14 protein-coding genes are annotated in these 15,966 nt (G+C 72.1%); 6 read left to right on the top strand and 8 right to left on the bottom strand.

Annotated elements, in window-relative coordinates; genetic code table 11:
- Positions 1-13 precede the first annotated feature (13 nt).
- Entirely contained in the window at positions 14-625 is a 612-nt protein-coding gene (locus ABZ990_RS21115; protein ID WP_361233537.1) for a sigma-70 family RNA polymerase sigma factor, read from the bottom strand.
- Between the two features lie 255 nt (positions 626-880).
- The gene (locus ABZ990_RS21110; protein WP_003948568.1) at positions 881-1,492 is read right to left on the bottom strand and encodes a response regulator transcription factor; all 612 of its coding nucleotides are present in this window, start codon (positions 1,490-1,492) and stop codon (positions 881-883) included.
- Between the two features lie 494 nt (positions 1,493-1,986).
- Here ABZ990_RS21110 and ABZ990_RS21105 point away from each other — a divergent pair, with 494 nt between their 5' ends.
- On the top strand, positions 1,987-2,343 hold the full coding sequence (locus ABZ990_RS21105) for a WhiB family transcriptional regulator (protein ID WP_361233534.1): 357 nt from the start codon (positions 1,987-1,989) through the stop codon (positions 2,341-2,343).
- 632 nt (positions 2,344-2,975) lie between these two features.
- Here ABZ990_RS21105 and ABZ990_RS21100 read toward each other — a convergent pair.
- Entirely contained in the window at positions 2,976-3,899 is a 924-nt protein-coding gene (locus ABZ990_RS21100) for a LysR family transcriptional regulator (protein ID WP_361233531.1), read from the bottom strand.
- Positions 3,900-3,990: 91 nt separating this feature from the next.
- On the opposite strand from ABZ990_RS21100, the gene ABZ990_RS21095 reads away from it, so the two are divergent.
- The 4 genes from ABZ990_RS21095 (at position 3,991) to ABZ990_RS21080 (ending at position 7,792) form a co-directional block, all read left to right on the top strand.
- Positions 3,991-4,707 carry an MOSC domain-containing protein gene (locus ABZ990_RS21095; protein ID WP_361233528.1) on the top strand — a complete coding sequence of 239 codons (717 nt, stop codon included), beginning with the start codon at positions 3,991-3,993 and terminating at the stop codon, positions 4,705-4,707.
- A 136-nt stretch (positions 4,708-4,843) separates the two neighbouring features.
- A complete protein-coding gene (locus ABZ990_RS21090; protein ID WP_361233525.1) occupies positions 4,844-5,617 on the top strand; it encodes an SDR family oxidoreductase in 774 nt (257 codons plus the stop codon).
- 340 nt (positions 5,618-5,957) lie between these two features.
- Positions 5,958-6,977: a hydroxyacid dehydrogenase gene (locus ABZ990_RS21085; protein WP_361233522.1), complete on the top strand. Its 1,020-nt coding sequence runs from the start codon at positions 5,958-5,960 to the stop codon at positions 6,975-6,977.
- A gap of 116 nt (positions 6,978-7,093) precedes the next feature.
- A complete protein-coding gene (locus ABZ990_RS21080) occupies positions 7,094-7,792 on the top strand; it encodes an ester cyclase (RefSeq protein ID WP_361233519.1) in 699 nt (232 codons plus the stop codon).
- 134 nt (positions 7,793-7,926) lie between these two features.
- Here ABZ990_RS21080 and groL read toward each other — a convergent pair whose 3' ends face one another.
- From groL to ABZ990_RS21060, 4 genes are all read right to left on the bottom strand, one after another.
- Positions 7,927-9,555 carry a chaperonin GroEL gene (groL, locus tag ABZ990_RS21075; protein WP_361233516.1) on the bottom strand — a complete coding sequence of 543 codons (1,629 nt, stop codon included), beginning with the start codon at positions 9,553-9,555 and terminating at the stop codon, positions 7,927-7,929.
- A gap of 117 nt (positions 9,556-9,672) precedes the next feature.
- Complete coding sequence (gene groES, locus ABZ990_RS21070; protein WP_004955293.1) at positions 9,673-9,981, bottom strand: co-chaperone GroES; 309 nt, start codon at positions 9,979-9,981, stop codon at positions 9,673-9,675.
- Between the two features lie 174 nt (positions 9,982-10,155).
- Positions 10,156-10,719 carry a hypothetical protein gene (locus ABZ990_RS21065; protein ID WP_361233513.1) on the bottom strand — a complete coding sequence of 188 codons (564 nt, stop codon included), beginning with the start codon at positions 10,717-10,719 and terminating at the stop codon, positions 10,156-10,158.
- Positions 10,716-11,627, bottom strand: coding sequence for a polysaccharide deacetylase family protein (locus ABZ990_RS21060; protein WP_361233511.1), 912 nt, complete (start codon positions 11,625-11,627; stop codon positions 10,716-10,718). Before ABZ990_RS21060 ends, ABZ990_RS21065 begins: the two co-directional genes overlap by 4 nt.
- Before the next feature lie 278 nt (positions 11,628-11,905).
- Between ABZ990_RS21060 and ABZ990_RS21055 the strand changes: the two genes are divergently transcribed.
- A complete protein-coding gene (locus ABZ990_RS21055; RefSeq protein ID WP_361233508.1) occupies positions 11,906-13,195 on the top strand; it encodes a class I SAM-dependent methyltransferase in 1,290 nt (429 codons plus the stop codon).
- 2,291 nt (positions 13,196-15,486) lie between these two features.
- Here the strand turns inward: ABZ990_RS21055 and ABZ990_RS21050 are convergent.
- Positions 15,487-15,858, bottom strand: coding sequence for a YciI family protein (locus tag ABZ990_RS21050; protein ID WP_361233505.1), 372 nt, complete (start codon positions 15,856-15,858; stop codon positions 15,487-15,489).
- Between the last annotated feature and the right edge of the window lie 108 nt (positions 15,859-15,966).

Genomic DNA, 15,966 nt, shown 5'->3' with positions numbered 1-15,966 from the left:
ACTCCTCGGCTTGTTACAGGTGCGAGTGCTCCGCCAGAGCACGCAGCCGGCTCAGCGCACGGTGCTGGGCCACCCGGACGGCACCGGGGGACATCCCGAGCATCCGCCCGGTCTCCTCCGCGGTCAGCCCGACGGCCACCCGCAGGACGAGCAGCTCGCGCTGGTTCTCCGGAAGGTTGGCCAGCAGCTTCTTCGCCCACTCGGCGTCGTCGCTGAGCAGCGCCCGCTCCTCCGGTCCGAGCGAGTCGTCCGGCCGCTCGGGCATCTCGTCCGAGGGCACCGCCGTGGATCCAGGGTGCCTCATCGCGGCCCGTTGGAGGTCGGCGACCTTGTGTCCAGCGATGGCGAAGACGAAGGCCTCGAACGGCCTGCCCGTGTCCTTGTAGCGCGGCAGCGCCATCAGGACGGCGACGCAGACCTCCTGGGCCAGGTCCTCCACGAAGTGACGCGCATCACCGGGCAAACGGTTCAATCGCGTACGGCAGTAGCGCAGGGCGAGCGGGTGCACACGCGCGAGAAGGTCGTGCGTGGCCTGTTCGTCCCCCTCGACGGCACGACGAACGAGGGCACCGATCTCCCCCTGCCCGGCGGGCACGGGGGACCCCGCGGTCTCGTCGTCGCGCATCGCTCCATGGTGCCCCGACGCCTGCCCGTTCGCGGCACCGCGCCCGTAGTTGTGCACCGAAGCGTTATGAGCAGGTGCGCCGGGACTCATCTCCTGCGCCCTCCCCTTCCGCTCGTTTTCCACCGGCTCGCTTGGCTCACTCGTCTCGTCCCCGAGGAACTCCACACCTTCAAGGATGCGGCATCCCGCGAGGAAGTGACACAAGCCCGCCCCGTCCGCCCCTCGGCGGACGGGGACGCGACCGGTGGCCGCGGGTCAGCGGACCAGGCCCCAGCGGAATCCGAGCGCGACGGCGTGCGCCCGGTCCGAGGCTCCCAGCTTCTTGAAGAGACGGCGGGCGTGCGTCTTGACCGTGTCCTCGGACAGGAAGAGTTCCCGGCCGATCTCGGCGTTGGAGCGCCCGTGGCTCATGCCCTCCAGGACCTGGATCTCCCGGGCCGTGAGGGTGGGCGCCGCGCCCATCTCGGCCGACCGCAGCCGGCGCGGGGCGAGCCGCCAGGTCGGGTCGGCGAGCGCCTGGGTGACGGTGGCCCGCAGCTCGGCGCGCGAGGCGTCCTTGTGCAGATAGCCACGGGCACCGGCGGCGACGGCGAGCGCGACCCCGTCCAGGTCCTCGGCCACGGTGAGCATGATGATGCGGGCACCGGGGTCCGCGGAAAGCAGCCGGCGGACGGTTTCCACACCGCCCAGGCCGGGCATGCGCACGTCCATCAGGATGAGGTCCGAGCGGTCCGCGCCCCAGCGGCGGAGGACTTCCTCGCCGTTGGCCGCGGTGGTCACCCGCTCGACGCCGGGCACGGTCGCGACCGCGCGGCGGAGCGCCTCTCGGGCGAGCGGGGAGTCGTCGCAGACGAGGACGGATGTCATGACCGACCTCCGCCGCTCTCGCAGCTGATGCGCGTCACCTTGAGCCTCCAGGGCTGGTACGTATCGTCACCTGTGCGGTCGACGCGCTCGGACACCTGCCCGAGCGCTTGTTCCTTCAACCGCCTCCGCACTCTCAACGACGGTCACTCGAAAGAGTTACGGGTCGGACGGCCGCCTTCGGCACTCTACGTGAGGGGCCGGACACGGAGGAGAGCGCCGCAGGTCACCCGTCCTTCAGCCGAAGCTATGCCCCGTTTAGCGGGTTTTCTTCCCTTTTTGCAGTGTCTGTGGCTAGATTCGCAATGAGTCATATTTACATCTACTCAGTCAGTAGTTGTACGGTCGGGGCGAACCCGCGAGAGCGGGCGGCCCCGTCCCCAGGGGAACGAAGGACCCCTGCCCCGCCACCGGTCCATCACCGGCGACATCGATCAGCCATCCATCCGCCCACCTAATCCGTATCCGTTCGACACGGTCTCAAGGGGACTAGCGCAATGGCAGATTTCTCCCGCCTTCCCGGACCCAACGCCGATCTGTGGGACTGGCAGCTCCTCGCGGCCTGCCGCGGAGTCGACAGTTCCCTGTTCTTCCACCCCGAGGGAGAGCGCGGCGCGGCACGGAGTGCGCGCGAGAACTCGGCGAAAGAGGTCTGTATGCGGTGCCCGGTACGCGCGGAGTGCGCGGCACACGCGCTCGCCGTACGGGAGCCCTACGGCGTCTGGGGCGGCCTCACCGAGGACGAGCGCGAAGAACTCATGGGCCGGGCGCGCAACCGCCTGGTCACGACGACGGCCCCGGCGGCCGGGGCGGGCGCGTCCCGCTCGGCGTCGACCGGCGTGGCGCACGCGTGAAGGAACGTTTCTCCGTCATCATGGTCTGACGTCCGGAACCGGCGGCCCACCCGCCCGGCGCCCGCGCGTGCGGCCCGCACCCGTCACCGTGCGCGGCCCCCTCGCCGGTGCGACCGCGCCTGGTTCGCGCCGGTCCGCGCCCTGCCCACGCCCGCTCACCCGTACGGCTCCGGCTCCCGCTTCCGGCCTCACCCGGACGGCGGGCGGGACGGTCACCCGCCCGGCCCCCGGCGCACAGGGGCGTTCACTCCGACGGCCCGCACGCCGTCACGCGAACAGCCCCGGGGCGCACGCCCGCGAGCCCCCGGGCGCTCCGCCGGACGAAGGCGGCCGATCACTCGGACGGCCGGTGGACGGATCACTCGGACGGCCGCCGGGATTCCTCACCCGAACGGCTCACTTCGGCGTGCCGCGCGTTCCACGGGATGCCCGCGGGATGTCCGCGGGCATCGTTCCCGCGCGTGTACGTGCGTGCGTGCGTGTCGTGTGCGTATGTGCCGCGCGGACCCGCTTTCGGGCGGACCTGGTTCAGGGTGGGACGCTCGCCGGTACGGCGCCACGGCGGCCTTACGCGCGCGTGGCCCGCCCGCAGCGAGCCGGCGCCCCACGTACCCGCACGCCGTCCGGCAGCCCTACGCGCGCGTGGCCACGCCTGATGCCGTCGCCGCGCGGGCGGCGGCGCGGGTGAGTTCGTCGAGGGTGGCGGCGACGGCGGGGACCTGCTCCAGGTCCGGGAGGGTCAGGGCGACGATCTCGCGCTCGACGGCCGGTTCGACCGTCACGGCCACGGCGCCCCTGGGCCGTACCGACTCGATGGCGAGCTGCGGCAGCACGGCCACGCCGAGACCCGCGCCCACGAGCCCCATCACGGCCGGGTAGTCGTCGGTGGCGAAGTCGATGCGCGGGGCGAACCCGGCCTCGCGGCAGACGTCCACCAACTGGCGGCGGCAGCGCGGGCAGCCCGCGATCCAGGGGTCGTCGGCGAGTTCGCCGATCGTGACGCGCTCCGCGCCCGCCAGCCGGTGGTCCTCGGGGACGAGCCCGACGAGGCGGTCGGCGAGCAGCGGGCGGACCACCAGGTCGTCCCAGGTGTCCGGGCCCACCCCGTAACGGAAAGCGAGGGCCACGTCGCAGTCGCCCTCGCGCAGCATCTCGACCGAGCGCGGCGGCTCGGCCTCCACGAGGGAGACCCGGGTGCCGGGGTGGGCGGCGCGCAGGGCGGCGAGGGCGGCGGGGACGAGCGCGGAGCTGCCGCTGGGGAAGGAGACGAGACGGACCCGGCCGGCCCGCAGGCCCGCGATGGCGGCGACCTCTTCCTCGGCGGCGGTCAGCCCGGCGAGGATGCCGGAGGCGTGCCGTACCAGGACCTCACCGGCCTGGGTGAGCCGCATCTCGCGGCCCGTGCGGACCAGCAGCGGGGTGCCGGCGGAGGCTTCGAGCGCCTTCATCTGCTGGCTCACGGCGGGCTGGGTGCAGCCGAGTTCGCGCGCGGCGGCCGAGAAGGAACCGGTGGCGGCGACGGCGCGCAGGACGCGGAGGTGGCGGGCCTCGATCATGCTGTGAGCATAAGCGAGTCTTGGGTGGTGCGGCGAATTCCGCAGGTCAACTTTGAGGTAAGGAATGAGCCGAGTGACTAGGGTGCGGCCTATGGAACTACTGAGCGTGAACGTGGGCCGTGCCAAGGCCGTGGAGTACACCAATTCCGCCTCGGGGGCCACGGGCATCGACAAGCGGCCGGTGGCCGGTCCCGTGCGGGTCGAGGCGCCCGGTCCGGCCGGGACGGGAGCGAGCGGGGTCGCCGGGGACGCCGTGTGCGATCTGCGGTTCCACGGAGGTCCCGATCGCGCGGCCTACGCCTTCGCGCGCGAGGATCTGGACGTCTGGGAAAGCGAGCTGGGCCGTCCGCTCGCTCCGGGTTCGTTCGGCGAGAACCTCACCACGCGCGGTCTCGACGTGAACAACGCGCTGATCGGCGAGCGCTGGCGGATCGGCGAGGAGCTGGTGGTGGAGGTGACCGGTGGGCGCATCCCGTGCCGGACCTTCGCCGGATTCCTGGAGGAGCGGGGCTGGGTGCGCCGTTTCAACGAGTCGACGGCCGGGCCCGGGGCGCTGCTGCGGGTGATCACCCCGGGCGAGATCCGGGCGGGCGACCCGATGACGGTCGTCCACCGGCCGGACCACGGTGTCACGGTCGCGCGGCTGCACCGCGCGGCGACGGCCGACCGGTCGCTGCTGCCGGAGATGCTGGTGGCGGCGGAGTGGATGGAGTCGGGGCTGCTGGCGCTCGCCCGCAAGTACGCGGAGAAGTACGGCCCGGACGCGGCGACGGCCTCGGAGACCCCGGCTTCCGATTCCGCTTCCTGAGCCGCGAAATATGCTTCCCAGGTCGGCATATGACAGGCCGTCGCCGACATGACCACCGTCGCGACGGCTCCCCGGCCAGGCAGACGCGACGCCGTCCCGGCTCGCCGGTCCCATGGCGCGGGTTAACGTGCCGCATATGACGACTGCACTGATTACGGGCGCGACCGCCGGCATCGGCGCCGCCTTCGCGCGGCGCCTCGCCGCGGACGGCCACGATGTGGTTCTCGTGGCCCGCGATGTGAAGCGACTGCGCGAACAGGCCACCGAGTTGCACGACCGCCACGGCGTCGAGGCGGAGGTGCTGTCCGCGGACCTGTCCACCGAGGAGGGGATCGCGACCGTCGAGACGCGGCTCTCCAGCACCCGCCGCCCCGTCGATCTCCTGGTGAACAACGCCGGGTTCGGCAACAAGGGCCGCTTCCTCGAAGTGTCCATGGCCGACGAACTGACGATGCTGAAGGTGCACTGCGAGGCGGTGCTGCGGCTGACCTCCGCGGCGACCGAGTCGATGCGGTCGCGCGGCCGGGGCGGGGTGGTGAACGTCGCCTCGGTGGCCGCGTTCCTGCCGCGCGGCACCTACGGGGCGTCCAAGGCGTGGGTCGTGCAGTTCACCCAGGGCGCGGCGCGGGACCTCGCGAGCAGCGGGGTGCGGCTGATGGCGCTGTGCCCCGGGTTCGTGCGGACGGAGTTCCACGAGCGCGCGGGGATGGGGACGGACAACATCCCGGGCTGGATGTGGCTGGACGCGGACAAGCTGGTGGCCGAGGCGCTGCGCGATCTGGCCCGGGGCCGGACGCTGTCCATCCCCGACCCCCGCTACAAGGCGCTGATGGGGGTGGCGAAGCTCGCCCCGCGCGGACTGCTCGGCGGCGTGTCCTCGAAGGCGGGGCGCAAGTACGGCCCCAAGTAGTCCCGTATGGAGCGTGCTTCACCTCCTCTCCGGCATATGCCATGACGGTCGCCGGTCCAGGGTGACCGGGGGCCGGGTGTCGGATGCCGCGTGCCGGGGGCCGGGGGCGAGGCCGGAGGGGTGGCCGGTGCGGTCGGGGTGGCCGGCGGTGGCGGTCGGGGATTCGGTATCGGGGGTCGTACGGGACATCCCGTACGACGACACCCCCGGCGTCGGCCCCGGCCCGACCCCGGCTTCCGCCCCCTCGCCGTCGACGGAGTCCCGTTCCCCGCCTCCCTGTTCGCCGTCGCCCCCTCGTCGTAGCCTTTGGCTCCCCGCGACGGAAGGCCACAGGTCCCGGATGCAGCCGACCACCGACAGCCGCCCCTCCCTCCTCCTCGCCATGGGCCCCGGCATCGCCGAGCGCCTGTTCACCGGCGCCCACCGCGACCGGCTCGCCGCGCTCACCCGGACCGACCCGCACCTGGTCGCCCACGATCTCGCCGCACCCGGCCCGCGGGTCGCCGACGCCCTCGCCGAGGCCGAGATCCTGTTCACCTGCTGGGGCGCCACTCCGCTCACCGCCGAGGTGCTGGCCCGCGCACCCCGCCTCACGTCCGTGGTGCACGCGGCTGGTTCGGTCAAGCACCATGTGACCGACGCCTGCTGGGAGCGCGGCATCACGGTCGCCTCGGCCGCCGCCGCCAACGCGCTGCCGGTCGCCGAGTACACGCTCGCCGCGATCCTGTTCGCCGGGAAGCGGGTGCTGCGCTCCGCCCGGCAGTACGCCGAGCTGCGCACCGAGCAGCCCTGGGCCGACGAGTCCGCCGCCTGGGGCAACTACCGCCGTACGGTCGGCATCGTCGGCGCCTCCCGGATCGGCCGCCGGGTCCTCGACCTGCTGCGCCCCTTCGATCTGGAAGTGCTGCTTTACGACCCGTACCTGACGGCGCCGCCGCCCGGCGTGGAGCTGGTGGGCCTGGACGAGCTGTGCGCGCGCAGCTCGATCGTCTCCGTCCACGCGCCCCGGCTGCCCACCACGTACCGGATGATCGGTGCCGCGCAGCTCGCCGCGATGCCGGACGGCGCGACCCTGGTCAACACCTCGCGCGGCTCGCTCGTCGACGAGGACGCGCTCCTGCCGCACCTGGTCTCGGGCCGGCTGCACGCCGTCCTCGACGTCACCGACCCCGAGCTCCCGGCCCCCGACTCGCCCCTCTACACGCTCCCCAACGTCCTTCTCACCCCGCACGTCGCCGGTTCGCTCGGCAACGAACTCCATCGCATGGCCGACCACGCCCTGGAGGAGGTCGCGCGGTACGGGCGCGGGGAGCCGTTCCTGGAGGAGATACGGGCGGCGGACCTCACGCGCTCCGCGTAGCGGCCGGGCCCCGGACCCCCGGGCCGCCCCGGCCCCAGCACCCCGCGCTCCGCCGAACGGACGAGTGGCGCCTCCCGCCCTAGACTGGAATGGTCCCCTCCGGGGCGGGAGGCGTCATGACCTTCGTACAAATAATCGACTGCAAGACCAGTCGGTTCGACGAGCTGAACCGGCTCATGGACCAGTGGGTCGAGCAGACCCGGGGCAAACGCACCGCCACCCACAGCACCGTCGGCCAGGACCGCTCGGACTCCGCGCATGTGGTGGAGATCGTCGAGTTCCCGTCGTACGACGTGGCCATGCGCAACTCGCAACTGCCGGAGACCGACCGGATCTTCCGCGAGATGATCGCGCTCTGCGACGAGATGCCGTCGTTCACGGACCTGGACGTCGTACGGGACGAAGCGCTGTACAAGACCCAGTCGCGGCGGCTGCTCGACATGCTGGCCCATGAACCCGAGCTGGCGCTGCTCGACGACGTACTCGCCGAGGGCTACCACGACCACGACCCCACCAACGAGCAGGACGTCATCGGCATGGACGCGACCCAGCGCGCCGTCGAGATGTGGCGGGGCGGCTTCGACTTCGACTTCACCGTGGAGGACCAGATCGCCGAGGGCGACCGGGTCTGCACCCGCTGGACCTGGCGGGGCACCCACAACGGCGACTTCCTCGGGCTCCAGCCGACCGGCATCGACGCGACCATGACCGGCACGCTCGTGCACCGCTTCCACGACGACGGGAAGATCGTCGAGGGCTGGTGGCAGTACGACCTGCTGGGCCTGATGGGGCAGCTCGGCGCGGTCGAGGGCTGAGACCGGCCCCGGCCCCGCCCGAGATCCGGCCCCTCTCGGCGACCGGCCCCGGAAACGGGCGAGGCCCGGTGCTCCCGCGACGGGAGCACCGGGCCTCGGCTGCGCCTGACGGTGTCAGGCGCGACGCTCAGGCGTCAGTGGGAGTGACCGTGACCGTGGCCGTGACCCGCGTCCGCCGGCTCCTCTTCCTTCTTCTCCACCACGAGGGTCTCGGTGGTGAGCAGCAGGGAGGCGATGGAGGCGGCGTTCTCCAGGGCGGAGCGCGTCACCTTGACCGGGTCGATGACGCCGGCCTTGACCAGGTCGCCGTACTCGCCGGTCGCGGCGTTGAAGCCGTTGCCCTTCTCCAGCTCCGCCACCTTCGAGGTGATGACGTAGCCCTCGAGGCCGGCGTTCTCGGCGATCCAGCGCAGCGGCTCGACGGCGGCGCGGCGGACGACGGAGACACCGGTGGCCTCGTCGCCCTCCTTGCCCAGGTTGCCCTCGAGGATCTTGGCGGCGTGGACCAGCGCGGAGCCACCACCGGAGACGATGCCCTCCTCGACCGCGGCGCGGGTCGCGGAGATGGCGTCCTCCAGACGGTGCTTCTTCTCCTTCAGCTCCACCTCGGTGGCGGCGCCGACCTTGATCACGCACACGCCGCCGGCCAGCTTCGCGAGGCGCTCCTGGAGCTTCTCGCGGTCCCAGTCGGAGTCGGTGTTCTCGATCTCGGCCTTGATCTGCGCGACGCGGCCCGCGACGTCACCGGACTGACCGGCGCCCTCGACGATGGTCGTGTCGTCCTTGGAGACGGTCACGCGGCGGGCGGAGCCCAGCACGTCCAGACCGGCCTGGTCGAGCTTGAGGCCGACCTCCTCGGAGATGACGGTGGCGCCGGTGAGGACGGCCATGTCCTGGAGCATCGCCTTGCGGCGGTCACCAAAGCCCGGCGCCTTGACGGCGACGGCGTTGAAGGTGCCACGGATCTTGTTGACGACGAGGGTGGAGAGGGCCTCGCCCTCGACGTCCTCGGCGATGATCAGCAGCGGCTTGGAGGCACCGGCCTGGATGATCTTCTCGAGCAGCGGCAGGAGGTCCTGGATGGAGGAGACCTTGCCCTGGTTGATCAGGATGTACGGGTCGTCGAGGACGGCCTCCATACGCTCCTGGTCAGTGACCATGTACGGGGACAGGTAGCCCTTGTCGAAGGCCATGCCCTCGGTGAAGTCGAGCTCCAGGCCGAAGGTGTTGGACTCCTCGACGGTGATGACACCGTCCTTGCCGACCTTGTCCATGGCCTCGGCGATCAGCTCGCCGACCTGCTGGTCCTGCGCGGACAGCGCGGCGACGGCGGCGATGTCGGCCTTGTCGTCGATCGGGCGCGCGGTCGCGAGCAGCTCGTCGGAGACGGCCTTGACGGCGGCGTCGATGCCCTTCTTCAGGGAGGCCGGGGAGGCGCCGGCGGCGACGTTGCGCAGACCCTCGCGAACCAGGGCCTGGGCGAGCACGGTGGCGGTGGTGGTGCCGTCACCCGCGATGTCGTTGGTCTTGGTCGCCACCTCCTTGACGAGCTGGGCGCCGAGGTTCTCGTACGGGTCCTCGATCTCGACCTCGCGGGCGATCGTGACACCGTCGTTGGTGATGGTGGGGGCGCCGAACTTCTTGTCGATGACGACGTTGCGGCCCTTGGGGCCGATCGTCACCTTCACCGTGTCGGCCAGCTTGTTGACGCCGCGCTCGAGGGCGCGACGGGCGTCCTCGTCGAACTTCAGGATCTTCGCCATGGGAGCGGTTCAGCCCTCTCGAAAAATCGTTGAAAGAAACTGCGCCCCCGGCCGCCCGCGGTAAACCAGGGGGTCGGGGGCGCAGCTCAAAGCATCTTGCTCAGGTGCCTTGGTGACTTACTTCTCGATGATCGCGAGCACGTCGCGAGCCGAGAGGACGAGGTACTCGTCGCCGTTGTACTTCACCTCGGTGCCGCCGTACTTGCTGTAGAGCACGACGTCGCCGACCTTGACGTCGAGCGGCAGGCGCTCGCCGTTCTCGAAGCGGCCCGGGCCCACGGCGAGGACGGCGCCCTCCTGGGGCTTCTCCTTCGCGGTGTCCGGGATGACCAGGCCAGAGGCGGTGGTCTGCTCGGCGTCGAGCGGCTGGACCACGATGCGGTCCTCAAGCGGCTTGATGGCAACCTTGGAGCTGGCGGTCGTCACGATCCGACCTCCCCCTTCAGAGATCTCACGGGGTTGACTGTCTGAGGTGGCGACCAGGTGGATCCGTCGTCGCGGGTGCCGGACCTGCCCGTCGCTGTGTTGGCACTCTCCGGTGGGGAGTGCCAGAGCCGAGACTATGACCGCGATTAGCACTCGGTCAAGCGGAGTGCCAATTCACGACCCCGTGGTGTCGTCGGGGAGCGATTCCGGGGGCGGTTCGGGACGTGATTCCGAGTCCGGGGCCGGGGCCGAGTCCGAGTCCGAGCCCGAGTCCGAGGATGGTTCACGGCGCGACGGTGGTGCCGACGGTGCGGCGGTACGCGCCGGGTGAACGCCCGGGCGGGGTGCGGGGTTCCGTACGGGAGCCGTGTTCCGTACGGGCGCGGGGGCCTTGGCGGAACCGGTGGCGCCGACGGAACCGGTGGCACCGGGGTGCACGGCGGTGCGCGGACGGTCGTACGCGCCGGGGCGCGGGCTACTGTGCGGGCGCTCGCGGGAGCCGGGGTGTGAACTGCCGTGCGGGCGCGCGTGCGAGCCGGGATGCGGACCGGCGTGCGGGCGGGTGCGCGGGCGGCGCCGGTGGTGGTGCGGGCGCGCGTGCGGGCGCGGGGTGACCCTCTCGGCGGCCTTGCGGCCGAGCCGTTCGATGGGGTCGACCGAGGAGGCGCACGCCGGGAGGGCCGCGAGCAGCGCGCCGGCCAGGACCAGGACGGCGGCGAGCCGGCGCGCCCGGCTCACACGTAATCCTCGAGTCTCGCCACCGCGTACCCCTTGTCGGTGAGCACCTTCATGACCTTGCGGATCATGTCCGGCATGGTGCCCTTCCAGTCCCCCTTCCCCCGGAAGTGGGTGAGGATGATGTCACCGGGGTGCAGGTCCTCGTCCCACTCGCGCCACTCCATGTGGTCGGGGAACGCCTCGGCGGCCCACAGCGGCACGGCCTTGACGCCGCAGGACTTGGCGGCGCGCAGGGTGTCGTCGTTGTAGTTGCCGTAGGGCGGGCGGAAGAGCACGGGCCGCTTGCCGAACCGCTTCTGGATGATGTCCTGCATGTCGCAGATCTCGTGGCGCTGGGCGTCGTAGTCGAGACCGGGCAGGTAGGGGTGGCTGAGCGTGTGGTTGTTCAGCGTCACCCCTTCGGACTGCATCTTCCTGAAGTAGCCGTAGTCGTCCTTCACCAGGTAGTTGCTGAGGAAGGCGCTGTACGGGACCTTCAGCTCGTTCATCATGCGCAGCAGGTCGGGGTCCTTCTCCGAGCCGTCGTCGATCGTCAGGAAGACGACCCGCTGCTTGGTGGGCACGGTGGTGAAGACCGGCGGCCGGTCCGGCCCGTCGGTCTCGAAGCCCGGGCGGGTGGTGATCTCCGGCTTCACGGCGGGCGGCTCGGGCGCGTCGAGGGGCGGCTTGTCCAGGCCCCACTTCTTCGCGGCGGCCACCCGGGCGGCGCGCTGCGCGCGGACGCGTTCGGCGGCCGAGCCGAGCGCGCCGGCCGCGCCCTGGGGGCCTTGTGCTCCCTGGGCTCCTTGGGCGGCTTCGGCTCCCTGGGTGCCCTGGGCACCGTGGGGCTGTTCGGCGGCGGGCTTGGCGTGCGGGGCGGCGGGGGTGGCCGGGCCGCCGTCCGGGGCGGCGCAGGCGGAGCCGAGCACGGCGACGAGCAGGGCGGCGCCGACGACGCGCGCGGGTCCGACGGTACGGAGGGACCCGGGCCCGAAGGGGCCTGAAGCGCTGGACGTGCCGGAGGGCCCCTTGGGGGGACTCCCGGAGGGGCTCCCCACTGCGGAGCGATGCGAGCCCTTATCTTCCTTTTGTCGTACTAGCTGCATGGCGCTGCATCCTGTCAGCGCCCCGCCCGTCCACCGCCCCGACACCACCGGCACCCCTCGCACCATCCCCCGGGCGGCCCACTTCGCCGGCGGCCAGCACAATGGGAGGGGTGACCGACCTCGCCGCCTTCTCCGCCCTGCGCTCCCCCGAGGGCCAGACCCTGCTCGACGTCCTGCGCGACTACGACCCCGCCCAGGAACTGGCGCTCGCCTCCCGGCTGCGCCGCGACCACCCCGCCGAACTGGTCTCGGCCGCCCTCGGCCAGGCCCGGCTGCGCCAGCGGGCGATCGCCAAGTTCGGCGCCGAGGACGCGTACCGGATGTACTTCACGCCCAACGGTGTCGAGCAGTCCACCCGGGCCACCGTCGCCGCCCACCGCGCGGCCCGGTTCAAGGCGCTCGGCGTCACCAGCGTCGCCGACCTCTGCTCCGGCATCGGCGGCGACGCCCTCGCGCTCGCGCGCGCCGGGATCTCCGTGCTCGCCGTCGACCGCGACCCGCTGACCGCCGAGACCGCCCGCGCCAACGCGGCGGCGCTCGGTCTCGACGGGCTCATCGAGGTGCGGTGCGCGGATGTCACCGAGATCGACACCACGCCGTACGACGCGGTCTTCGTCGACCCGGCGCGGCGCGGCGGCCGGGGCCGCATCTTCGACCCGGAGGCGTACTCGCCGCCGCTGTCCTGGGCGGTCGGCGCGGCCCGCGCGGCCCGATTCGCGGCGCTGAAGGTCGCCCCGGGCATTCCGCACGAGGCTGTGCCCGAGGAGGCCGAGGCGGAGTGGATCTCGGACGGCGGGGACGTGAAGGAAGCCGTGCTGTGGTTCGGCACCGAGCCCGGCGCGCGGCGGGCGACGCTGCTGCCCGGCGGCGCCGCCCTGACCGGCGGCACCCTGCCCGACCCGGCGGTCCGGCCGGTGGGCCGCTATCTCTACGAGCCCGACGGCGCCGTCATCCGCGCGCATCTGGTCGCCGAGGTCGCCGAGGAACTCGGCGGCGGGCTGATCGACGAGACGATCGCGTACATCACGGCCGACACGCTCACCCCCACCCCGTACGCCGCCGCGTACGAGATCACCGACGAACTCCCCTTCAATCTGAAGAAGTTGAAGGCTCTGCTGCGGGAGCGCGAGGTGGGTGTGCTCACCGTGAAGAAGCGCGGCTCGGCGGTCGAACCGGAGGAGATCCGCCGCAAGGTGAAGCCGAAGGGCCCCAACTCCGCGACGGTGCTGCTCACTCGGGTCGCGGGAGCCCCGACGATGCTGATCGGCCGGCCGGCGGGCCGCTGGCCGGAGCCGGGCCGGGCCCGCCGGCGGAACCCGTCGGGCGGATCGCCATGCGGTAGTGCCCGAAGGCCTTCGCGAGCCCGGTCAGGCCCGTCACCCACAGGATGAGGGCCGCGCCCATGCCGTAGACGACGAGCGGGTAACCGCCGTTGTCCCGCGTCGTGTTGAGCGGAACGGCATACGCGACCCACAGGCCGGTCGCACACAGCGCGAAGGACAGCAGCAGCCAGCACACACTGAGCCCCGGCGCGCGCAGCCGCGCGTCGGCCGGGGCATCCCGGTCGAGCGCGGCCCACGCCTCCAGCCGCTCACGGACGGCGCGGTCGCGCAGCAGACTCCGTACGGTCAGCCAGACCATCGGGACGAACAACCCGATCCCGAGGGCAGCGCAGAACACCCCGATCATCGACGTGATCACGTCCGATCCCGCCGGCTCGATGAACGGCGACAGCCCCACGGCGATCAGCCCCCAGCCGAGCTGAAGCAGCAGGAACCACACCAGGAACAGCGTGAGCCGACCGCCCCCGAGCAGCGCGCGGCGCAACTCGTCCATCGCGCGCGCCCGATCGGCCCGGCGCGCCGCCGGGTCCGGCCAGCTCTGGAGTTCCACGGGCGGCGGAGGGGGCGGGAGATACCGGAAAGACGACATGGGGCGACCTTATTCGGTCTCTTCGTAGGGGAGTTGGGCGGAGCTGGGCGGCCCGCAGGGGGTGGGCGGGGCGTGTCATAGCGCGAGGTCCGAGTGGGATGTGACGTGGTGTCCGCCCTCCTTCCGAGAGTCGCGCCCTCCACCACCGCGTCAAGGGCGCTCCTTCGTCGCGTCACTGCGTGACTCCGCTGCGCTCCGCCCTTGACCCGGCGCTTCCAGGCGCGAAAGACACTCTCGGAGGGCGGCCCGGGGGGAAAGGTCCACGCGGGGGCGGTGCCGTCCGTCGGCCGCCGTAGGCGAGTGGCAGGTCGGGGGCAGGGTGGGGCCCGGGTATCGCTCCGGCGGCTTCGTTGTCTGTGCGCCGGTGGGGTGGGGCTCGGCTCGCGGCCCGGGCCGGTAGGACCGTGCCCGCCGGCCCGGGGTGCGCAGCAGTGAAATGGGGCGGCCCGGCCCGGCTCAGCGAATGACCGCCGTCGGCGGGCTGGGATTCATGCCCCGCTGGTCACCGCCCGGTGGCACCGAAGAATCGCCGAGCGCACTCACTGGCACCACCCCCGCGTGCGCGGGGATCACGCCGACCTCTACGCCGCCCTTCACGCCGCCCGGGGACCCCCCCCCCCCCGCGTGCGCGGGGATCACCTGACGGCGCACGTCAGCCAGCCCATCCCGGCCGGACCACCCCCGCGTGCGCGGGGATCACGCCTCCTCGACGCCGCGTTCCGAGGTTCTTTCGGGACCACCCCCGCGTGCGCGGGGATCACAGGAGCTGACCTGCGGCTTCACATCGCCAGACCTCGGATTTTACCCACTTTACCAAGGGGCGACTTAAGCCAACATTCCCGCCCCAAATAGGGCAATTGCGAACTCCCGTGACTTCAGAGACCCCTCCCGGGCGCTCGCGAGCACACTAACTCGCACGGTCGGGCGGAAGGTGTCGCTCCGCCCCTCGATGGAGCGGAGTGTGGCTCGCGTGACGGCAGGGGCGAACGAGGTTGCTCGCGCGCGCAGTTCCTTCGTCTGGCGGGTGAGTAAGTCGAAATCCCCGCCGAAAATGGGGCAGGAGTGAACTCCTGTGACGACTGAGGCGCCCCCAGACGCTCGCGAGCGCACTTACTCACCCAACCCGGGGTGGAAGGCGCGACTCCGCTCCCGCCGTGGGGCGGGTGTGAACTGGTGTGACTCCAGAGGCGATTCCAGGGCCCCTTCCCTCCGCGCGAGCGGGGTTTCCCCCGCCCCACCCACCGGGGGTGACCAGCGGGGCATGAATCCCCGCCTGTCGACGGCGGCCGGCCGCCGAGACGGCCCGGGCCGCCCCACTCCACAACTGCGCACCCCGAACCGACGGACACCGTCCCGCCCACCCCGGCCGCAAACCGAGCCCCACCCCACCGGCCCGCGCCCGACAAGCCGACCGGAGCGATACCCGGACCCCACACCCCACCGGCCCGCCACTCGCCTACGGCGCCCGGCAGCAAGCATCGCCCCCGCGTGGACCCTTTCCCCGGGCCCGCCCTCCGAGTGTGAAAAGGCCCCCGCAGCCGGGCGGTCAAGGGCGAAGCGAAGCGGAGTCGCGCAGCGACGCGACCGAAGGGAGCGCCCTTGAGGGCCCGGCGAAGGGGGCCACACTCGGAAAGAGGGCGGGCCACCACCCGAACCCGACTCGGACCTCAGCCCGTAGGACCCGCCCTGACCCGCACCCTCAGAAGCCCCCACCCCACCCCCACCCCACCCCCGCCTCACACCCCCCACCTCACCCCTCCCGCCCCGGCACATCCTCGATCTCCCGCAGCTCCACCCCCACCGTCCAGTGCTTCGGGTGAACCTCCAGGAAGCGCCGGGACCACTCCAGCGCCTCGGCCTTGTCCTTGCACCGCATCAGCGCGTAGCCGCCGACGACCTCCTTCGTCTCCGTGAAGGGGCCGTCCGTGGAGCCCACCTTCCCGCCCGACCAGGTCAGCCGGGTCGCCTCGGCGGTCGGCTTGAGCCCCGCGGTGTCCAGCATGACGCCGGCCTTGGTGATCTCCTCGAAGAGCGCGCCCATGCGCTCCTGGAAGCCGGCGTCGGCGTCCTCGATGTCGATGGTGTTCTCCTGGATGCGGACCAGGGACAGATAGCGGGGCATGACGCCTCCTCGGCAGGCGGTGGCGGGGCCGTTCCCCGCCCTCCACTCATACGCCGAACGGAAACCGCCCGCATCGACACCGCCGCCGGACTTCTTTCAGAACACTCC

Source organism: Streptomyces sp. NPDC046203 (assembly GCF_040646255.1).
Classification (GTDB): Bacteria; Actinomycetota; Actinomycetes; order Streptomycetales; family Streptomycetaceae; genus Streptomyces.
Note: the sequence above shows the minus strand (reverse complement) of the source record. Positions and strands in the feature narration are given on the sequence as shown.